The sequence below is a fragment of the Nocardiopsis mangrovi genome, assembly GCF_042653925.1.
Lineage (GTDB): Bacteria > Actinomycetota > Actinomycetes > Streptosporangiales > Streptosporangiaceae > Nocardiopsis_B > Nocardiopsis_B mangrovi.
This window is the reverse complement of the sequence record NZ_JBHSFQ010000004.1, coordinates 1-20,825: the sequence shown is the minus strand read 5'-3', so window position 1 is coordinate 20,825 and position 20,825 is coordinate 1. Positions and strand designations below refer to the sequence as shown.

The following is a 20,825-nucleotide window of genomic DNA, read 5'->3' as shown; positions in this document are numbered from 1 at the left end:
AACGGTTCGTATGGGCAGTGGAGGTGGAACGGCCCCCGACCCCGGGCGGCCCGGCCCTTCGACACGGAGAGGGACGTGAACCCCATGGCCACAGATCTCACCGGCAAGACCATCGCCTTCCTCGCCGCACCCGAGGGCACCGAGCAGGTCGAACTGATCGACCCCTGGCAGGCGGTGCGCGACGCCGGAGGCGAGCCGCGGCTGGTCTCGACCGCCGGCGGCCGGATCCAGATGTTCGACCACCTCGACAGGGCCGACACGTTCCCGGTCGACGACACCCTCGACGCCGTCGAGGTCGCCGACTTCAGCGGCCTGGTCCTGCCCGGCGGGGTCGCCAACCCCGACCACCTGCGCACCGACCCCCGTGCCGTGGCCTTCGTCAAAGGGTTCTTCGACACCGGCAAGCCCGTGGCCGCCATCTGCCACGCCCCCTGGACGCTCGTCGAAGCCGACGCGGTCCAGGGCCGGCGCGTCACCTCCTACGCCAGCCTGGCCACGGACATCGCCAACGCGGGCGGGGAGTGGGTCGACGAGGAGGTCGTCGTGTGCCCCATGGGACCCAACACCCTCGTCACGAGCCGCACACCCGCTGACCTGCCCGCATTCGACCGGGCGGCGATCGACGCGTTCGCCAAGTAGCGGCCGGGCGTATGCCTGGTCGCAACCTGGTTTAGACCATTCCACCGCCGACAAGCCCTAGAGTGTTAAGCGTGACACGTCGAGCAAAAATCGTCGCGACCCTCGGTCCGGCCACGTCGAGTCCGGAGAGCATCCGCGAACTCGTCGACTCCGGGCTGGATGTGGCGCGACTCAACCTCAGCCACGGAACACACGAAGATCACCGTTCCAACTACGAGCACGTCCGCGCGGCCGCCGAGGCCAGCGGGCGCAGCGTGGGCATCCTCGCCGACCTCCAGGGTCCCAAGATCCGCCTCGGCACCTTCGCCGACGGCCCGGTGGAACTCGCCCCCGGCGACGAGTTCACCGTGACCATCGACGACGTCGTGGGCGACGCCCACAAGGTGTCGACCACCTACAAGGGCCTCCCCGGCGACGTCCGCCCCGGCGACCGCGTGCTCATCGACGACGGCCGCGTCGTCCTCGAATGCACCAAGACCACGAGCACCGACGTCCAGACCCGCGTCGTCTTCGGCGGCCCGGTCTCCAACCACAAGGGACTCAACCTCCCCGGCGTCTCGGTCAGCGTCCCGGCCCTCACCGACAAGGACGAGGAGGACCTCCGCTGGGCCCTCGCCCAGGGCGTCGACATGGTGGCGCTGTCGTTCGTGCGCAGCCCCGCCGACGCCGACGAGGTCCACCGCATCATGGACGAGATGGGCGTGCGCGTCCCGCTCATCGCCAAGATCGAGAAGCCGCAGGCGGTCGAGCGCCTCCAGGACATCATCGAGGTGTTCGACGGCGTCATGGTCGCCCGCGGCGACCTCGGCGTCGAACTCCCGCTGGAGAACGTCCCGATGGTGCAGAAGCGCGCCATCGAGCGCTGCCGCGACAAGGCCAAGCCCGTCATCGTCGCCACGCAGATGCTGGAGTCGATGATCAGCTCGCCGCGGCCCACCCGTGCCGAGGCATCCGACGTCGCCAACGCCGTCCTCGACGGCGCCGACGCCGTCATGCTCTCGGGCGAGACCAGCGTCGGCAGTTATCCCACCGAGACCGTGCGCACCATGGCGCGCATCGTCGCGGCGGCCGAGCAGGAATCGCTGCGCGCCTCGCACATCCTCAACCGGGTCCCCGAGACCACCGGGGGGGCCATCGCCCGCGCCGCCGCCGAAGTCGGAGCCACCGTCGGCGCCAAGGCCCTGGTCGCGTTCACCATGTCCGGGGAGACCGCCCGGCGCCTGGCGCGCTACCGCTCGCCCATCCCGCTGCTGGCCTTCACCACCACCACGGCCACCCGCGCCCAGCTCTCCCTGACCTGGGGCGTCGAGACCCACTGCGTGCCGTGGGTCGACCACACCGACGAAATGGTCCGCCAGGTCGAGAGCCAGCTCCTGGAGCTGGGGATCTACCAGAAGGGCGACAAGATCGTCATCGTGGCGGGCAGCCCGCCCGGCACACCCGGTTCCACCAACTCGCTGCGGGTGCACCGCATCGGCGACGCCATCGCCCACGGGAAGTGACACATCCCCAAGGCCCCGAGCCCCGGGAAGCGCACCCGCGCTGACCCGGGGAGGGGCCTGACGGTGTCTCCCGATCAGCGTTTCCCGCTCAGCCTGCGGGGCGCCCTTGAGGCGGCGGCTTCCCTCGTCGCGGCGTACTCCCTCGTTCCTCGGTCGCACACCGCTCCTCAGTCCAGCCACCGCCGGCGCCCCTTCGGCTCGCTCGGCTCGGTTTCCCGCTCAGCCTGCGGGGCGCCCTCAAGGCGGCGGCTTCCCTCGTCGCGGCGTACTCCCTCGTTCCTCGGTCGCACACCGCTCCTCAGTCCAGCCACCGCCGGCGCCCCTTCGGCTCGCTCGGTGTTTCCCGCTCAGCCTGCGGGGCGCCCTCAAGGCGGCGGCTTCGGCTCGCTCAGCGATTCCCGCGCGGCACGCTACTGCGGCTGCGCGTTGCTCACGCCGTTGTCATAGGGAACCCGCTCCAGCGGCATGTCCCACGGCAGCAGGTTCCACGGACTCGCCGGGTCGCTGGTGAGCAGCCCCAGCGCGGTCCAGACCCGGTCCGACGCGGCGTCGTCCGACCCGCCCCCGTGCCACATCAGGTAGCCGCCGTGGAACGCCTCGGCCAACTGCTGCCAGCTCGCATAGCGGCGCTGCAGGTCCGTGGCCACCCTGCGCAAGAGGTTCTGGGTCTCGGCCTGGCTCAGCCAGTCCAGCGTGGCCCCGCCGCACGCCAGCCGGATCAGGTGGACCGACTTCCACCACTGGTACGCGCCGATCACCACGGTCTCGTCGGCGGAGCCGGCCCCCGTCACCTCGCGCATCCGCTCCACCTGCGCGGGCGTCAGCAGGGTGGCGGCCTCCCCGCCCTCCTGTGCGCGGCTGCGCGCCGTGCCGGTGCGCAGGTCCACCACAAGGTCGGCGCTCTGCCCGGCGTGCAGTTCCGCCCAGAGCCGGTCGACGGTCGCGAGCAGCGACGCGCGGTCGGTGATCTCCCATTCCAGCGCGAAGACCCGCCGGTAGCGGCGGCGCAACTGCGGCCGCACGACGACGTCCCACGGCTCGGCGAGGGCGACCCGGAACGGGGCGGCCACCGCCGCCGCCCACCGCTCGGTGCTCAGCGGCCCGTCGGGGTCCTTGGTGCGCAGCGCCGGTGCCTCCCGCGCCCCGATGACGAGCTGGGTGAACGAGCCCCCGGCCAGCAGCAGGATCGGCAGGAAGGCCCAGCCCGCCTCGCCGACGGCCACCAGCACCGCTATCACCAGTGCCAGGGGCGCCATCAGCCACGGATCCCGCCGCTTCGCGCCCCAGGCCACGACCGCCCACGCAGCGATCGTCAGCGCGCCGACGACCCCGGCCACCGCGGTGAGCACCCGCCACTCCCTTCACCACGGACGGCGACGGCGGGAAGAAGTCGCATGCCCGATACCGCCACCGCCCGGAACACTCCCGGAATCCCAGCATCGACGACCTCCGCCGCTACTGGCGCCCAAACCCACGGGTTGTGCTCAGGTTGTGGCCGTGATGTGACCGCGGACGGCGGTGATCTGCAATTGCGTGGCTGAAAACCCGGTGACGACACGGGTGGGACCGCGGGACCGGAACCCTCGGTGCGTGAAGGGGGCCGCGACGAACGAGAGGGGGCCGCGACAAACGATTCGGGTGGTCCTCGGCGGGTGACACGGGGTTCACCGGCCGGGGACCACCCGAATCGGGGGTCAGGTGTGTGTGCGCCTGATGGGTGCCGGAAGTGGGATTCGAACCCACACGCCCTTTCGGACCATGGTGTTTGAGACCATTATGTCTGCCATTCCATCATTCCGGCAGATATGCCCGGTCCGCCGTGGTGGGCGCTTCGACCGGATCGGTGTATCGTCTTGGCCCCGTTGTGCCAGGCGACGTCGTGGAGTCTACACGTTCTCGGTACCCTCATGTACGTGACGACGACGCAGAGCCGCGTGGTGATCGCGGAAGACGAGGCGCTGATCCGGCTGGACCTCAAGGAGATGCTGGAGGAGGACGGCTATGCCGTCGTCGGCGAGGCCGGTGACGGTGAGACCGCCATCCGGCTGGCCGCCGAGCACAAGCCCGACCTCGTCATCCTCGATATCAAGATGCCCGTGCTCGACGGCCTGTCCGCCGCCGAGCGCATCGCGGGGGAGAGGATCGCGCCCGTGGTCATCCTGACCGCCTTCTCCCAGCGCGAGCTCGTCGAGCGCGCCCGCGACGCCGGGGCCATGGCCTACCTCGTCAAGCCGTTCAACAAGGCCGACCTCGTCCCGGCGATCGAGATGGCCGTCAGCCGCTACGCCGAACTGGCCGCGCTGGAGGCCGAGGTGAGCGGGCTCCAGGACCGGCTGGAGACCCGCAAGCTCGTCGAGCGCGCCAAGGGGCTGCTCCAGAGCCGGCACGGCCTCACCGAGCCCGAGGCGTTCCGCTGGATCCAGAAGAACTCCATGGACCGCCGGCTGACCATGCGCAAGGTCGCCGAGACCGTCGTGGAGACCCTGACCGAGCCGCCCCGGCAGTAGCCGGACGACGCCGCCCGGGCCCCGTGGCCGATCACTCGATCGGCGGCGGGGCCCGTTGTCATTGTGTGTGATCCCGTGTGGGTTCGTGTGGGTCTCGCGGGGGCCGGTGCGCGCTCAAGGCGGGTTCGGGCCGCCGTCAACCTGCAAAATGTCCCGATTTAATCACAAATGTGCGCTCAGATGCACGATGCAATGACGTTTGTATCACGTGGTCTTTAGGACTGCTGAAGTATCGGGGTAAACCGGGCTAAAGTTGCGCCATCAACCAGCAAACCGTGGTTTCGGGCGTTCCGCCCGAACCGTCGATTCTGATATGCGCAAGGAGCGCGCGTGCGCACACGCCTCGTGACTGTGCTGCTCGCCCTGATCGCCACCATCATGGCGATCCCGGCGACCGCGGCCGCAGACGCCCCAGGCGGTGAGTCGCTCTTCGGCCAGATCCGGGTCCCCGATAGTGATGAAGGTGTCGAGGGCATCGACATCGCCGTCACCCAGGGAGACGAAGAGATCGGCACGGCGACCACCGACTCCGGCGGCGAATGGGAAGTGGAGGTCCCCGAACCGGGCGACTTCCACGTGGTCTTGGACCAGGAGTCCATACCCGAGGAATACGACCTGCTGGAGCGCCCCGCGGGGGCCGAGCGGGACGTGACGGTCCGGGAGGGCCAGCCGTTCGCCGTGGTCTACCGGCTCGCGCCGGCCGGCCAAGGCGCCGTCGAGGAGTCGCCGAGCGCCTCCGCCTCCGAGGACGACGACGAGGCCGGCGGGTCCGGGGAGGACTCCGGGAGCGAAGAGGGCGTCATCGAGGAGGTGCCGGGCGTCAGCGCCGGGACCCCCTTCGGCGAACGGGCCGCCCAGCTCGCGCTGGCGGGCGTCATCTTCGGCCTGATCATCGCGATCTCGTCGGTGGGGCTGTCCCTCATCTTCGGCACCACCAAGATGATCAACTTCGCCCACGGCGACATGGTCACCTTCGGCGCGATGATCGCGATGATGTTCTCGACGATGACGCTGTTCTCGTCGATCCACGAAGTGTTCGAGGGCATCCCCGTGCTCGGCCTGCTGGCCAACCCGCTGATCCTCGCCACCGTCGTCGCGGTGGTCTTCGGCGGCGCGCTGGGCCTGCTGCTGGAGCGCTTCCTCTGGCGCCCGCTGCGGCGCCGCAACGTCGCGCTCATCCAGATGTTCATCGTCACGATCGGCGTCTCGCTGATCCTGCGGCACGTCCTGCTGGTCACCTTCGGCGCCCGGCGCAACAAGTACGAGCAGTTCCGCATCCAGGAGATGTGGGACCTCGGGCCGGTCTCGATCACCCCGCGCGACTTCGGCATCCTCGTCGTCTCGATCGCCGTCCTGGTGGTCGTGGCGAGCATGCTCCAGTTCACCCGCATCGGCAAGGCGATGCGCGCCGTCGCCGACAACCGCGACCTCGCCGAGTCCTCGGGCATCGACGTCAACCGGGTCACCCTCTACGTGTGGGGCCTGGGCGGTTCGCTGTCGGCGCTGGGCGGCGTGCTGCTCGGCCTCAACCAGACCGTGTACTGGCAGATGGGCTTCCACCTGCTGCTGCTGATGTTCGCCGGGGTCATCCTGGGCGGTCTGGGAACCGCCTACGGCGCGATGGTGGGCGGCCTGGCGATCGGCCTGATCGCCCAACTGTCGACGCTGTGGTTCTCACCGCAGCTGATGAACGCCTGGGCGCTGGCGATCATGATCGTCGTGCTGCTGGTGCGGCCCCAGGGCATCCTGGGCCGCCGCGAACGGGTCGGCTAGGGGAGACGGACGATGGACATTCTCAACATCCTCGCCATGTCCCTGGAGACGGCGATCGGGCCTGTCGCGGCCGTCTACGTGCTCGCGGCGATCGGGCTCAACCTGCACTTCGGCTACACCGGCCTGCTCAACTTCGGCCAGGTCGGCTTCATGCTCGTGGGCGCCTACGGCGTGGCCGTGTCGGTGACCACCTTCCAGCTCCCACTGTGGGCGGGGCTGCTCGCCAGCGTCGGCTGCGCGGCCGTCCTCGCCCTGCTGCTCGGCATCCCGACGCTGCGGCTGCGGGCGGACTACCTGTCGATCGCGACGATCGCGGTGGCGGAGGTGCTGCGCCTGCTCTACCGCGCCGAATTCGCCCGCCCGGTGACCGGCGGCGTGTACGGGCTGCAGAGCTTCGCCGACGGCTTCTACGACGCCAACCCGATCCCGCCGGGTTCCTACGGGATCGGCGACGTCGACTTCTCGGCGAACCAGGCCTGGCTGATGCTGGTGGCGTGGAGCCTGGCGGCGGGCGCGCTGGGCGTGACGGCGCTGCTCATGCACAGCCCCTGGGGCCGCGTGATCAAGGGCATCCGCGAGGACGAGGACGCCGTGCGCAGCCTCGGCAAGAACGTCTTCGCCTACAAGATGCAGTCCCTGGTCCTCGGCGGCGTCTTCGGCGCCCTGGCCGGCGCGATGATCGCGCTGCACCAGCAGAACATCACCCCCGACCAGTTCATGCCGCAGGTGACGTTCTACCTGTGGGCCATGCTGCTGCTCGGCGGGGCCGCCACCACCTGGGGCCCGGTCCTGGGCCCGGTGGTGATGTGGTTCCTGCTCACCGCGTTCGACGAGACGCTGCGGTCGCTGGCCTCCATGGGCGTCCTCGGCTTCCTCGGCACCTCCGACGTCGGGGCGCTGCGGCACGCGTTCGTCGGTGTCGCGCTGCTGCTGCTGATCGTCTACCGGCCGCAGGGGCTCATCGGAAACCGCAAGGAGATGCTGGTCAATGTCAAGTGACGCGAACGCCGCGCCCGCGCCCGCGGGCGCGCAGGCGCCCGTGGACCGCATGGCCGGGGTCGATCCCGTCCCGGGCGTGGCCAAGCCCGACGCCATCCTCAAGGCCGACGGCGTCCGCCGCTCCTTCGGCGGGCTGACCGCCGTCGACGTCGACCACCTGGAGGTGCAGCGCGGCACCATCACCGCGCTCATCGGCCCCAACGGCGCGGGCAAGTCCACGCTGTTCAACCTGCTCACCGGGTTCGACCGGGTGGACAAGGGAACGTGGTCGTTCCAGGGCAAGGCGGTCAACGGCCTCAGCGGGCACAAGGTGGCCCGCCAGGGCATGGTGCGCACGTTCCAGCTGACCAAGGCGCTCACGCGCATGACGGTGCTGGACAACATGCTGCTGGCGGCGCCGGGGCAGTCCGGAGAGCGGTTCGCCGGCGCGTTCGCCCGCCCGGTGTGGCGCCGCCAGGAGGCGGCCAACCGCGAACGGGCGATGGACCTGCTGCGCCGGTTCAAGCTCGACGCCAAGCGCGACGACCTCGCGGGCAGCCTCTCGGGCGGGCAGCGCAAGCTGCTGGAGATGGCGCGCTCGCTCATGGTGAACCCGTCCATGGTGATGCTCGACGAGCCGATGGCCGGCGTGAACCCCGCGCTGGTGCAGTCGCTGCTGGGGCACATCACGGCCCTGCGCGACGAAGGCATGACCGTGCTCTTCGTCGAGCACGACATGGACGTGATCATGGGCATCAGCGACTGGATCGTCGTACTGGCCGAGGGCAAGGTGATCGCGGAGGGCCGCCCGGCCGACATCCGCTCCAACACCCAGGTCATCGACGCCTACCTGGGCGTACAGCACGACGAGCCCGCCGGGACGGAGGAGACGTCATGAGCGACGACATCGGCGCCACCGAAGGTGGCGCCCCGGACGCGAGCGCGCTCCAGGACGTCCGGGAGGAGGTGCTGGAGCAGGCCCACGCCGACTCCATCGGGGACCGGTCGCAGTACCTGCTGATCGCCGACGAGGTCAAGGCCGGCTACGTCCCCGAGGTGAACATCCTCAACGGGTGCACGCTGACCCTGCGCGAGGGCGAGGTCGTGGGCATCATCGGCCCCAACGGGGCGGGCAAGTCCACGCTGATCAAGACCATCTTCGGGCTGATCCAGGTGCGCGAGGGCGACATCACCCTGCGCGGCGGGAGCATCGCCAACCGCAGCGCGCACGAGCTGGTGTCGAGCGGGGTCGGCTACGTCCCGCAGACCCAGAACGTGTTCCCGAGCCTCACGGTCGAGGAGAACCTGGAGATGGGCGTGTTCCTGCGCCCGAAGACCTTCCGGGACCGCCTGGCGGCCGTCGCGGAGCTGTTCCCGCTGCTGGAGAAGCGCCGCAAGCAGAAGGCCGGCGCGCTGTCGGGCGGCGAACGGCAGATGGTCGCCATGGGCCGGGCACTGATGATGGAGCCGTCGGTCCTGCTGCTCGACGAACCCACCGCCGGCCTGTCCCCGATCTTCCAGGACGAGGTCTTCCAGCGGGTCAAGCAGATCAACTCCACCGGCGTCTCGGTCATCATGGTGGAGCAGAACGCGCGGCGCTGCCTGCAGATCTGCGACCGCGGGTACGTGCTCGACCAGGGCCGCAACGCCTACACCGGCAGCGGGCGCGACCTGCTCGACGACCCGAACGTGGTGGAGCTGTACCTGGGCACCCTCGCCAAGGCCGGCTGAGCCGGCGGCACCGCACGATAGAACGGCACATGGAAGGGGGGGCCGCCCGGCCGGGCGGCCCCCCCTTCGGCGTTCCCCGTTGCGGATTACTCCGTGACGGTGATGGCGTCCTGCTTGCTGTGCACGCCCTCGGCGTCGTAGCCGTAGATCTGGAAGGTCGCCGAGGTGACGTCGCCTTCGCTGTTGAAGTCGATCGGGCCGCTGACGCCCTGGTAGTCGATGTCCTCGCCCTCGGCGATCAGGTCACGGCACTCGGCGAAGGTCGAGCACTCGGTGCCGTCCTTGGAGACCGCCTCGATCTCGTTGACGAACTCCGACGGCTCGGTGCTCCCGGCCTGCTCGGCGGCGAGCGCGGTGATGATCGTGCAGTCGAAGACCTGCCCGGCGAACTGGAGGACCTCGAGGTCCTCGTCGAAGGCGGTCAGGTCGCCCACGAAGCCCTCGTCACCGGTGTCGGGCGCGGTGCCCTGGAAGCCCTCGATGGCACCCGGGTTCTCGGCGTCGACCTTCTCGGCGAGCGTCTCGTCGTTCAGGCCGTCGGTGCCGTACATCTGGGCGGCCTCGACACCGCCCTCGATGAGGCCGGTGATGATCTGCACGCCCTCCTCGAAGGAGACGAGGACGACCGCGTCGGCCTCCGCCCCGCTGATCTCGCCGACCACGGAGTCGAAGTTGCTGGAGTTGGGGTCGTAGCCTTCCTGGTAGACGACCTCGATGCCGTTCTCCTCCAGGGCCGTGGCCGCGGCGTTGGCCAGGCCCTCCCCGTAGTCGTCGGCGCGGTAGGTGATGGCGACCGACTGGTGGCCGTCGCCCGCGATCTTCTCCGCGAGGACCGGGCCCTGCATGTTGTCGCTGGGGGCGGTGCGCCAGTAGTAGCCGCTCTCGTCCTCCTCGGCGAGGCCGGGGGCGGTGTTGGAGCCGGAGCACTGGACGACCTCGGCACCGGTGACGGTGTCCATCACGGCCTGGGTCATGCCGGAGGCGGCGGCGCCGATGATGATGTCGGCGTCCTGGTCGACGAGCCGGTTGGCGGCGTCGTTGGCCTGGGCGGCGTCGTTGGCCTCGTCACCCGCGAGGAAGTCGGGCAGCTCGGTCTCGAGGACGCCGCCGGCCGTGTTGATCTCCGACAGGGCGTACTGCGCCGCGCTGATCTGCGGCGGGCCGAGGTGGGAGAGGTCACCGGTCTCGGGGAGGATGTATCCGTACTGGAGGGGTTCTCCCTCCCCGCCTCCGCCGCCGGTGTCGCCGCCACAGGCTGTCAATCCAAGGGCGATGGCCGCGGCCGTCGCGGTGAGGCTGAGGGCCTTCTTGCTCGGCATTGAGGTCTCTCCGTTCAACCGGCTCGGTAGCGCTGGAGGGCTCGGTAGCGCTGGGGGAATGCGACGCGGCGTGATGACGTGCGAAAAGTGACCGCCCGCTTAACCACGTGCGTTAGCGGAGCTTAATCCCCAACCACCATCATTCGGTAGATAGCGGGATATGTCGGTGCCGAGTCGGGTTCTTGCCGTTATCTCTCCGTAGTCATTCCCGTAGAAGAAAGTCCCAGTTCAGAAGATTCTCTAACGGACGGTCCGCCACGAATCGCTCTTTGTATTCACGGTGCGTGCCCGGCGGCGGCGGGCACGGCCGGCGGGCACGGGGAAAGGGGCGCGGGGTGGATATTGCCGCGGGGTTAAGCCCCACTTCACGGGCGTCGGTAGCGTCGTGTGTGAGGTGGTGGGGTGGTGAGGTGGTCGGGATCGGGCGGTACCGACTTCACGGGCGCCGGTGGTGTCGCGCGGGCCGGTGGGGCGGGTGGGGCGGTCGGGTCTGCGGCGGTACACCACTGCGCGGGTCATACCCCGTTCAGAACGCCGCGACCACCGCGGTCAGGATCGGCGCCACCAGCAGGGCCGGCAGCAGATCGGCGACCGGCACTGAGCGGATCCGCAGCAGCCGCAGCGCGACGCCCATCAGCAGCAGCCCTCCGGTCGCCGTCAGCGCGGCGACCGACGCCTCCGGCAGGAAGTTGCCGAGAACGACGCCCAGCACGGTGAACGCGCCCTGGTAGATCAGGACCGGCACCGCCGACGCCATGACGCCGACACCCAGCCCCGCCGCGAAGGCGATGGCGGCGAACCCGTCGAGCGTCGCCTTCAGCGCCAGCTGGTCGATCCCGTGGCCCAGGCCGTCGCTGATCGCCCCCAGGATCGCCAGCGGGCCCACCACGAACACCAGCGACGAACTCACGAACCCCTCGACGAACCGGTGCGCGCCGGCGTGCGCCGCCGCGGCCTCGCCGTCGGAACCTCCGCCCGCGCCGGCCGCCTCGCCCTCCACCGGCCCGGCGGCAGCGGGGGCGGGCACCGCGGAGCGGGAGCGGGAGCGGGTGAACAGGCGGCGCGCCACGCCGCCCAGGTCCTCCAGCCGCTCCTCCAGGCGGAGCAGGGACCCGGCGATACCGCCGATCAGCAGCGAGGCGAGGACGATGAGCACCGGAGCCGAGCCGCCCACCGCGTCCACGAGGGCGGGGGAGGTGATCTCCACGGTGCTCAGGCCCGCGACGAGCAGCGTGACCATCCCCAGGGCGACGGTGGTGACCTCGCGCGTGCGCTCCGGGAGCCGGTGCCCCAGGGCGAGGCCGATGCCCGCGCCGATGACGATCGTCGCGACGTTGATGAGCGTGCCGAGTCCGGGCATGGGGTCCCCTCAGAGTGGTGGTCGGTCGGTGGTGGGCGGCGGCGCCCCCCGCGCCCACGGGTCGGTGGGATGGCGAGATGGTGGGATGTGGGCCGACGGCCATGGACCCGCCCGCGGTCCCGGAACCGGTCCACCCCACCGGGTGCGGCCGATCAGCGGCGGATCGGCCGCGGTTCAGCGGCGGTTCAGGCGTCGCGCAGCATGCAGGTCAGCCGCGACGTGCACACGCGCTTGCCGTCGTCGTCGGTGACCACGATGTCCCAGGTCGCCAGGGTACGGCCCCGGTGCACGGCGGTGGCGACTCCGGTGATGTACCCGGAGGTGACACCGCGGTGGTGGGTGGCGCTGATCTCGATGCCGACCGCGATGCGCCCCTTGCCGGCGTGGATCGCGGAGCCCACCGAGCCCAGCGTCTCCGCCAGGACGCAGGACGCGCCGCCGTGCAGCAGGCCGTAGGGCTGGGTGTTGCCCTCGACCGGGATGCGCCCGACCACGCGCTCGGCCGACGCCTCCAGGACCTCCAGCCCCATACGCTCGCCCAGCCCGCCGCCGGCGTTGTCGGTCCCCATGATCTCGGCCAGTCCCGCGGCATCAAGCGTCATCGTGAACCTGCTCTCATCGAGTGGATTTCGGCGGCCGCCCCGCGCCGGGTCCGGCGGCGGCACAGGGCCCGGCGGCCGACCGGACCGGCGCCGCCCTGCCGGAGGACCGCGAAAAAGTCCGTACAGCATCCTAGGATTCCCATGTGGCGACGACACCAGTGACCCCCGAGCAGAGCCCGTCCACCCCGGCGCAGGAGGGCGGGGCCGTATCCGAAGGCGGTGGCGGCGGCACCGGCCCTCAGCGCCTGTTGCTGCTCGACGGCCACTCCATGGCCTTCCGCGCGTTCTACGCGCTGCCCGTCGAGAAATTCGGCACCAGCAGCGGCCAGTCCACCAACGCGGTCTACGGCTTCACCTCGATGCTGATCAAGCTGCTGCGCGACGAGCAGCCCACCCACATCGCCGTCGCCTGGGACCTGTCGGGGCCCACCTTCCGGCACGAGGCCTACGACGAGTACAAGGCCGGGCGCTCCGAGACCCCCGAGCAGTTCCCCTCACAGGTGGGACTCGTCCAGGAACTCCTCATCCTCATGGGCGTGACCAGCGTATCCGTCGAGGGCTTCGAGGCCGACGACGTCATCGCCACCCTGGCCTCGCGCGCCCGCGAGGGCGGGATGGAGGTGCTCATCGCCTCGGGCGACCGCGACGCCTTCCAGCTCGTCACCGATTCCTGCACCGTCCTGTACCCGGGCAAGAGCATCTCCGATCTCACCCGGATGACCCCCGAACGCGTCGAGGAGAAGTACGGCGTGCCGCCGGAGCGCTACCGCGACCTCGCCGCCCTGGTCGGCGAGAAGGCCGACAACCTGCCGGGCGTGCCCGGCGTCGGCCCCAAGACCGCGGCCAAGTGGATCACCAAGTACGGCTCCCTCGACGACCTCGTCGCCCACGTCGACGAGATCCCCGGCAAGGCCGGCCAGAACCTGCGCGACCACCTCGACTCCGTGCTGCGCAACCAGCAGCTCAACCGGCTCGACACCGAGGTCGGCATCGACCCCGCGGTCGCCGAGCTGATCCGGCGCGAGGCCGACCGCGACGCCATCAACACGCTCTTCGACGACCTGGAGTTCGCCTCCACGCTGCGCGACCGGCTCTTCTCGGTCCTCCCCGAGGCCGAGGGCGCCCCCGCGACCCCGGCCCCCGAGGAGGGCTTCGCCGTCGACCTCAGCGTTCCGGGCACCGGCGAGCTCGCCGCGTGGCTCACGGCCTCCGCGTCCGGCCCCGAACGCACCGGCCTCGCGGTCGCCGGCCAATGGGGCCAGGGCACCGGCACGGTCACCGGCCTGGCGATCGCCACCGCCCCGGGCGCCGCCGCCTACATCGACCCCGCCCGGCTCGACCCCGACGACGAAGCCGCCCTCTCGGCATGGCTGGCCGACCCCGCCCGCCTCAAGGCGCTGCACGACTCCAAGGGCCCGCTGCTGGCCATGGCCGCCCACGGCTGGGAGCTCCACGGCGTCACCAGCGACACCGCGCTCGCCGCCTACCTGGTCCAGCCGGGGGCGCGCAAGTTCGAGCTCACCGACCTGTGCCGCCGCTACCTCGGCCGCGAACTCGCCGAGCCGCAGGGCGACGGCGCGCAGCTGGCCCTCGACATCACCGGCGAGGGCGACGACGACGCCGCGGCCCGCCAGGACCTCGCCCTGCGCGCCCGCGCCACCCTGGACCTCGCCGACGGCCTCGACACCCACCTCGACAAGCGCGGCGGCAAGCGGCTGCTCCACGAGGTCGAGATGCCCCTCGTGCGGGTGCTCGCCGCCATGGAGCGCATGGGCATCGCCGCCGACCGCGCCTACCTCGACGGCCTGGAGGCCGAGTTCGCGGCGGCCCAGCGCCAGGCGGTCGACGAAGCCCACCGGGTGGTGGGCCGCGAGTTCAACCTCGGCTCGCCCAAGCAGTTGCAGCAGATCCTCTTCACGGAGCTGGACCTGCCCAAGACGAAGAAGATCAAGACCGGCTACACCACCGATGCCGACGCCCTGGCGTGGCTGGCCGAGCGGACCGACAACGAGCTCCCCGTCATCCTGCTCCGCCACCGCGACCAGACCCGGCTGCGGACCACCGTCGAGGGCCTGATCAAGACCATCGCCGACGACGGCCGCATCCACACCACCTACAACCAGACCGTGGCGGCCACGGGCCGGCTCAGCTCGACCGAGCCCAACCTCCAGAACATCCCCGTGCGGACCGACGCCGGCCGCCGCATCCGGCGCGCTTTTGTCGTGGGGGAGGGCTACGACCAGCTCCTCACCGCCGACTACAGCCAGATCGAACTGCGCATCATGGCGCACCTGTCGGAGGACGCCGCGCTCATCGAGGCGTTCCAGACCGGCCACGACTTCCACGCCGAGATCGCGGCGCGCGTGTTCAAGACCGCCGTCGACGAGGTCGACGGCGAGGCCCGCGCCCGCATCAAGGCCATGAACTACGGGCTGGCGTACGGGCTGAGCGCGTTCGGGCTCTCGCAGCAGCTCGGGATCACCCCCGAGGAGGCCCGCGGCCTCATGGAGGACTTCTTCGCCCAGTTCGGCGGCGTCCGCGACTACCTCCAGGACGTCGTCAAGCAGGCCCGGCGCGACGGCTACACCGAGACCATGCTCGGCCGCCGGCGCTACCTGCCCGACCTCACCAGCGACAACCGGCAGCGGCGCGACATGGCCGAGCGCATGGCGCTCAACGCGCCCATCCAGGGGTCGGCGGCCGACATCATCAAGGTCGCCATGCTCAACGTCGACGCCGGGCTGCGTGAGTCCGGGTACACCGCCCGCGTCCTGCTCCAGGTGCACGACGAACTCGTGCTGGAGGTGCCCTCCGGCGAGATCGAGCAGGTGCGAAAACTGGTGTCGGATCGGATGGCGAGCGCCTATGATCTGCGTGTGCCGCTCGCGGTATCCGTCGGAATCGGGCGCGATTGGCACGACGCCGCACACTGACGGCCCAGGGCCCAGGGCCCAGAGGCCACAGGCAACCAGAGGCCACAGGCAAGGGGCCAGGGGCACGAGGGCGCCCGGCCCCGGAGCGCAGGCGAAGGTGCGGGACGATCGGCACCAGCGGGACGATTCGACAGGACGTCACGCGGAGGACGAGGGAGGGACCGGAGATGTCGGCGCGTTCATCGCGGGGGTGTATCCGCCTCTTCCTGCCCGAGGACGAGCTGGTCTGGCGCTTCTCGCGCTCCAGCGGGCCCGGAGGGCAGCACGTCAACACCTCCGATACCCGCGTATCGCTCTCCCTGGACATCGCCGCCACCTCGATGCTCTCCGACGACCACCGTGCGCGGGCGCTCCAGCGCCTCCAGGCCCGCCTCGTCGACGGCGTGCTCACCGTGACCGTCAGCGACAGCCGCTCCCAGGCCCGCAACCGCGACCTCGCCCGGGAGCGCATGACCGGGCTGATCTCCAAGGCCGCCGCGCCGGGTCCGCGGCCCCGGCGGGCCACCAAGCCGAGCCGGGCGTCGCGCGAACGGCGGCTCGACGCCAAGCGCCGCCGCTCCGACATCAAGCGCTCGCGGTCCCGCCGCCTCGACGACTGATCACCGGGGCACCGGGTCACCGGCATCGGTCCCGGGGGTCGGGGATCGGGGGGCAGGGAGGCCGGTTCCGGGAGACCGGCGGCGGGAGTTCCGGCACCGCGGGTCTGATCTTCGGGGGTCCGATCCTCCGGGGCTGATCTTCGGTTCGGGCAGGATTTCGAGGAACCGATTTCGGGAGATCGATTTCCGGACGGTTCCGATGATGGATATCCTGGGGGTTCCGGCGGTCGTCCCGCGTATCCCGTCTCGGATCCGCCGGTCCCACGGCGGGTTTGCCTGCCGGAGCCACCGCCGGACCCACCGCTTAGTCCGGCGCCATGTCGGCCGCCGATTCGGTGACACCGCCGCGACACGCGGTACCGGATCCTCCGTTGTATGCAGGCCCCACCCCCGTACCGTAGGAGGGCGACCCCGGAGTAGGATGCCTCGAAGCCGGTCGTGGCCGCTTTGGCCGTGCGGATTCCGATTGACCTAGACGCCCGCGTCTCATATTCTGGCCGGAGCGTTGTGGACTCGCGTGCGCAACTCGACCCTGGATCCGTGCCGGGTGTGGCAGACAGCCCCGCTACCTCGAACCGGCCCTCCGTCGGGTGGGCGCGGCGATCCGGTCGGTACTTCGGATATTCCGGGGCTACGCCGTGATGTCGCAATCTCGGCTTCCGCTCTGTGATCCGGATGGCCCGCCGTTGTCGCTCGACTCCATGGCGTGCCAATTTCTGTCCATATCCGTGTCCGGAGTCCACCCACACATGACGAGCAGCACCGAGGCCACCTCGACACCCCAGGTAGCGGTCAACGACATCGGGTCCGAGGAAGCCTTCCTCGCAGCGATCGACGAGACCATCAAGTACTTCAACGACGGTGACATTGTCGAGGGCACCATCGTGAAGGTCGATCGAGATGAGGTCTTGCTCGACATCGGTTACAAGACCGAGGGTGTGATCCCCTCGCGTGAGCTGTCGATCAAGCACGACGTCGACCCCGGCGAAGTCGTGACCGTCGGCGACCACGTCGAGGCCCTGGTCCTCCAGAAGGAGGACAAGGAAGGCCGCCTCATCCTGTCCAAGAAGCGCGCGCAGTACGAGCGCGCCTGGGGCACGATCGAGAAGATCAAGGAAGAGGACGGCGTCGTCACCGGTACGGTGATCGAGGTCGTCAAGGGCGGTCTCATCCTCGACATCGGCCTGCGCGGCTTCCTCCCCGCCTCCCTGGTCGAGATGCGGCGCGTCCGCGACCTCCAGCCCTACGTCGGCCGTGAGCTCGAAGCCAAGATCATCGAGCTCGACAAGAACCGCAACAACGTGGTCCTGTCGCGCCGCGCCTGGCTGGAGCAGACCCAGTCGGAGGTCCGCCAGACCTTCCTCAACACCCTCCAGAAGGGTCAGATCCGCAAGGGCGTCGTCTCCTCCATCGTCAACTTCGGCGCCTTCGTCGACCTCGGCGGGGTCGACGGTCTGGTCCACGTGTCGGAGCTGTCCTGGAAGCACATCGACCACCCGAGCGAGGTCGTGGAGGTCGGCCAGGAGGTCACCGTCGAGGTCCTCGACGTCGACATGGAGCGCGAGCGCGTCTCCCTGTCCCTCAAGGCCACGCAGGAAGACCCCTGGCAGCAGTTCGCCCGCACGCACCAGATCGGGCAGGTCGTCCCCGGCAAGGTCACCAAGCTCGTCCCGTTCGGCGCGTTCGTCCGCGTCGAGGAGGGCATCGAGGGCCTGGTCCACATCTCCGAGCTGGCCGAGCGCCACGTGGAGATCCCGGAGCAGGTCGTCCAGGTCGGCACCGAGATCTTCGTGAAGATCATCGACATCGACCTCGACCGCCGCCGCATCAGCCTCTCGCTGAAGCAGGCGAACGAGAGCGTCTCGCCGGACCAGGTCGACTTCGACCCCACGCTGTACGGCATGGCCGCCGACTACGACGAGCAGGGGAACTACAAGTACCCCGAGGGCTTCGACCCCGACAGTGGCGAGTGGCTCGAAGGCTTCGAGGCACAGCGCGACGAGTGGGAGCAGCAGTACGCTCTCGCCCAGGCTCGCTTCGAGGCACACCGCAAGCAGGTCGAGGAGGCCCAGGCCGCCGAGGCCGAGGCCGCCGCGGAGCCGCCGTTCGAGAGCGAGGCCGCGCCGGCCACCAGCTCCTCGTCGAGCACCGGTGGCGGCAACGCCGACTCCGGTTCCTCGGGCGGTGCCCTCGCCTCCGATGAGGCGCTGGCCGCACTGCGCGAGAAGCTCGCGGGCGGCGGGGAGTAGCCTCCCCTCCCACCGCGCGGCGGTACGACCGGCCCTGACACGGGCCGGGCCCTCCGCCGCCGGACCGAGTGCGAATCGCTGAGGGCCGCTCCCCGTGAGGGGGGCGGCCCTTCGCTATGGTCGGCAGGGACGGCCGTCGCGGCCTCCCTCACCACGGGACCGGGGGACCGGGCTGCGGAGCCGCGGAGCCACGACCGGAACCGGAGCCGCCATGAGCACCCAGCGGAGCGACCTCGCAGCAGCCCGCGCGACGGACGCGGCGGACGCGGCGGGGGATCCGGGGCGAGACCCCGAGGAGGTCCCAGGTCGGTCGGTGGTCTCAGACCGATCTGCGGTCCGAGGCCGGTCGGCGGTCCGCTCAGGGGGGCTGGACATCGTCGCCGCGGAGGCCGCCGACGCCGGCGAGATCTGGACCGTCCAGCGGGCCGCCTACCTGGACGAGGCCCAGGCTTACGGCGACCCCTACATCGCCGCTCTGACCGAGACGCAGGAGCAGGTCGCCGGGCATATGGCGGCCGGCTTTCCGCTGCTCAAAGCGGTGTCCGGCACGCGGATCGTGGGCATCGTGCGCGGCCGCAGCACCGGCCCCACGTTCCTGGTGAACCGCCTCGCGGTCGTCCCCGACCAGCGGCGTAAGGGGATCGCCCGTGCCCTGCTGACCGCCATGGAGCGCCACGTCGTCGAGCTATTCCCCGACGTCCGCGCCCTCGCGCTGTTCGCCGGCCAGGCGGTCGGCGACGACCTGCGGCTCTACCGGTCCCTGGGGTACGTGGAGACCAGCCGCGAACGCATCGCCGACCACCTGACCATGGTGCATCTGCGCAGGCAGCTTCCCGATCCCGCGGCGCCGGTGTAGGCCGGGGACGGCGCGACGGCGGTGCGGTGTGCGGGTGCCTGCCCGTGTACTGGCACGCGGGTGCGCGGATGCGTGCGCGCGTAGTGGCACGCGGGTGTGCGGGTGCGTGTTCGCGCAGGGGACGCGGTGCGTGCCCGCGTAGGGAACACGACGGGTGGGGTGCCCGCGTAGGGGACACGGGTGTGTGCTCGTGCAGGGGGAGACGGGTGTGTGCCCGCGTAGTGGGGCGCGTCGGATACGCGGGACGCTCGGGCGCGTAGGGTCTGTCTCATGTTGCGTGTGGGACTCACCGGCGGGATCGGCTCCGGTAAGAGCGCTGTGTCGCGACGGCTCGCCGAGCGCGGCGCCGTGGTCGTCGATGCCGACCGGATCGCCCGCGAGGTCGTCGAACCCGGGACCCCGGCCCTGGCGGAGATCGTCGAGGAATTCGGTGAGGACGTCCTGACCCCCGAAGGTGCGCTGGACCGGCCGCGGCTGGGCGCGATCGTGTTCGCCGACGACGCCAAGCTGGCCCGGCTGAACGCCATCGTGCACCCGAGGGTGGCGGAGCGCACCGAAGAGCTGATGGCCGAGGCTCCGAACGGGTCGGTCGTCGTGTACGACGTCCCATTGCTGGTGGAGAACGGCCTCGGTCCGCTTTATGACGTGGTGATCGTGGTCGACGCCCCGGAGGATGTCCGCATCGCGCGGCTGCGAGAGGGTCGCGGCATGCCCCCCGACCAGGCCCGCGCCCGCATCGCGGCCCAGGCCACCCGAGAGGACCGCCTCGCGGCGGCCGACATCGTCATTGACAACTCAGGCACCGAGGCCGACCTGGACCGCAGGGTCGGGGAGGTAGCCGCCGACCTCGAACGCCGGGCCGCCGATGCCCGCGCCGGCCGTGGGGGCCGTGGCGGCGGAGGCGGCCGTGGCGGCGGAGGCGGCGGAGGCGCCCGAGATGCCGAGACGGGCGGAGACGGCGGAGACGGCGCGCCGAGGCAGGGTCCGTCGACCGGCTGAACGGCGTGTTCCGCCCACGTTCAGACGGGCGGCGACGGCCGGAGCGGGGTAGGGGCGGCGTGCATCCTGCGGGGCCGTGGTGGTGCCGGTCAAGACGGGCCGCGACGGCGGGTGGTCGGCTCGGGACGGTGCGAGCCGTTGCCGTGGGCGCGTCCTCTCGTTAAAGCGGGCGGCGAGGGCGGGAGTGGGCCAAGGACGGGCGCGCATCTTGCGGGGCCGTGGTGGTGTCGGTCAAGACATGCAGCGACGGCGGATGGGGGAGCGGCGGCGAGGGGCATCGCCGTGGTCGTCTCCTTCCGTTAAGGCGGGCGGCGACGGCGGGTGGTGGGTCACGGGCGGTGGTCGCGTCGCTCGCGCGAGGGGTGCGGCCTCGCTGCTCCTCGGTTGGTGGCTGTGAAGAGGACGACGGTCCGCCTTCGGCCCCGGGCACACCGCTGCGCGCCACTCATGGCTCCCGCTCCCGTTCCCTGACTACTGAGTCCGTCTCGGCCCACCGCAGGCGCTGCGGGCGTCTCAGAGGACCGCCCCTTGCGCCCGAGCCTGTCCGCCTCTGCCCATCACCAGCATAAATCACTCGGAGAAATCATGAGATGACTCCTTGTATTTAGAACTGGAGTTCGATAAAATCATGGCTATGAGCATTCCTCTTGCCGCCGACCTCCCTCGGGAGGTGACCCCCGAAGCCGAGCCTCCGCTGGCCGGGGGGTTGATGGCGGACTGGGTGCTCACCGTGGACCCCGCCACGCTGACCGGCGACGAGCAGCTGAATCTCATCGGC

Annotated in this window: 15 protein-coding genes, 1 tRNA gene and 1 pseudogene; 12 read left to right on the top strand and 5 right to left on the bottom strand. The window is 70.6% G+C overall.

Going from position 1 to position 20,825, the window contains the following annotated elements; translation table 11 throughout:
• Window positions 1–84: 84 nt before the first annotated feature.
• Entirely contained in the window at window positions 85–639 is a 555-nt protein-coding gene (locus ACFO4E_RS05840) for a type 1 glutamine amidotransferase domain-containing protein (protein ID WP_378571988.1), read from the top strand.
• A 71-nt stretch (window positions 640–710) separates the two neighbouring features.
• Window positions 711–2,141: a pyruvate kinase gene (gene pyk / locus ACFO4E_RS05835; protein WP_378571987.1), complete on the top strand. Its 1,431-nt coding sequence runs from the start codon at window positions 711–713 to the stop codon at window positions 2,139–2,141.
• Window positions 2,142–2,551: 410 nt separating this feature from the next.
• Here the strand turns inward: pyk and ACFO4E_RS05830 are convergent, their stop codons facing one another.
• Entirely contained in the window at window positions 2,552–3,490 is a 939-nt protein-coding gene (locus tag ACFO4E_RS05830) for a DUF1266 domain-containing protein (RefSeq protein ID WP_378571986.1), read from the bottom strand.
• 369 nt (window positions 3,491–3,859) lie between these two features.
• Window positions 3,860–3,942, bottom strand: a tRNA-Leu gene (locus ACFO4E_RS05825).
• A gap of 133 nt (window positions 3,943–4,075) precedes the next feature.
• Here ACFO4E_RS05825 and ACFO4E_RS05820 point away from each other — a divergent pair.
• The 5 genes from ACFO4E_RS05820 (at window position 4,076) to ACFO4E_RS05800 (ending at window position 9,130) form a co-directional block, all read left to right on the top strand.
• Window positions 4,076–4,648, top strand: a complete 573-nt coding sequence (locus tag ACFO4E_RS05820) for an ANTAR domain-containing response regulator (protein ID WP_378572263.1) — start codon at window positions 4,076–4,078, stop codon at window positions 4,646–4,648.
• A gap of 330 nt (window positions 4,649–4,978) precedes the next feature.
• On the top strand, window positions 4,979–6,421 hold the full coding sequence (locus ACFO4E_RS05815; protein WP_378571985.1) for a branched-chain amino acid ABC transporter permease: 1,443 nt from the start codon (window positions 4,979–4,981) through the stop codon (window positions 6,419–6,421).
• A 12-nt stretch (window positions 6,422–6,433) separates the two neighbouring features.
• Window positions 6,434–7,420: a branched-chain amino acid ABC transporter permease gene (locus ACFO4E_RS05810; RefSeq protein ID WP_378571984.1), complete on the top strand. Its 987-nt coding sequence runs from the start codon at window positions 6,434–6,436 to the stop codon at window positions 7,418–7,420.
• Complete coding sequence (locus ACFO4E_RS05805; protein WP_378571983.1) at window positions 7,410–8,297, top strand: ABC transporter ATP-binding protein; 888 nt, start codon at window positions 7,410–7,412, stop codon at window positions 8,295–8,297. Before ACFO4E_RS05810 ends, ACFO4E_RS05805 begins: the two co-directional genes overlap by 11 nt.
• Complete coding sequence (locus tag ACFO4E_RS05800; RefSeq protein ID WP_378571982.1) at window positions 8,294–9,130, top strand: ABC transporter ATP-binding protein; 837 nt, start codon at window positions 8,294–8,296, stop codon at window positions 9,128–9,130. Before ACFO4E_RS05805 ends, ACFO4E_RS05800 begins: the two co-directional genes overlap by 4 nt.
• 86 nt (window positions 9,131–9,216) lie before the next feature.
• Here the strand turns inward: ACFO4E_RS05800 and ACFO4E_RS05795 are convergent, their stop codons facing one another.
• The 3 genes from ACFO4E_RS05795 to ACFO4E_RS05785 all read right to left on the bottom strand — a co-directional run bounded on the left by ACFO4E_RS05795 (window position 9,217) and on the right by ACFO4E_RS05785 (window position 12,411).
• On the bottom strand, window positions 9,217–10,449 hold the full coding sequence (locus tag ACFO4E_RS05795) for an ABC transporter substrate-binding protein (protein WP_378571981.1): 1,233 nt from the start codon (window positions 10,447–10,449) through the stop codon (window positions 9,217–9,219).
• Between the two features lie 526 nt (window positions 10,450–10,975).
• Entirely contained in the window at window positions 10,976–11,809 is an 834-nt protein-coding gene (locus ACFO4E_RS05790; protein WP_378571980.1) for a DUF554 domain-containing protein, read from the bottom strand.
• Between the two features lie 185 nt (window positions 11,810–11,994).
• Entirely contained in the window at window positions 11,995–12,411 is a 417-nt protein-coding gene (locus ACFO4E_RS05785; RefSeq protein ID WP_378571978.1) for a PaaI family thioesterase, read from the bottom strand.
• A gap of 269 nt (window positions 12,412–12,680) precedes the next feature.
• Here ACFO4E_RS05785 and polA point away from each other — a divergent pair, with 269 nt between their 5' ends.
• From polA to coaE, 5 genes and pseudogenes are all read left to right on the top strand, one after another.
• Window positions 12,681–15,344, top strand: a complete 2,664-nt coding sequence (gene polA / locus ACFO4E_RS05780) for a DNA polymerase I (protein ID WP_378572262.1) — start codon at window positions 12,681–12,683, stop codon at window positions 15,342–15,344.
• Between the two features lie 167 nt (window positions 15,345–15,511).
• Complete coding sequence (gene arfB, locus ACFO4E_RS05775) at window positions 15,512–15,943, top strand: alternative ribosome rescue aminoacyl-tRNA hydrolase ArfB (protein WP_378571977.1); 432 nt, start codon at window positions 15,512–15,514, stop codon at window positions 15,941–15,943.
• Window positions 15,944–16,692: 749 nt separating this feature from the next.
• Window positions 16,693–18,192, top strand: coding sequence for a 30S ribosomal protein S1 (rpsA, locus tag ACFO4E_RS05770; protein ID WP_378571976.1), 1,500 nt, complete (start codon window positions 16,693–16,695; stop codon window positions 18,190–18,192).
• A gap of 313 nt (window positions 18,193–18,505) precedes the next feature.
• Window positions 18,506–19,048, top strand: coding sequence for a GNAT family N-acetyltransferase (locus tag ACFO4E_RS05765; RefSeq protein WP_378571975.1), 543 nt, complete (start codon window positions 18,506–18,508; stop codon window positions 19,046–19,048).
• Window positions 19,049–19,318: 270 nt separating this feature from the next.
• Window positions 19,319–19,909: pseudogene (gene coaE, locus ACFO4E_RS05760) on the top strand (dephospho-CoA kinase); the annotation flags it as partial.
• Between the last annotated feature and the right edge of the window lie 916 nt (window positions 19,910–20,825).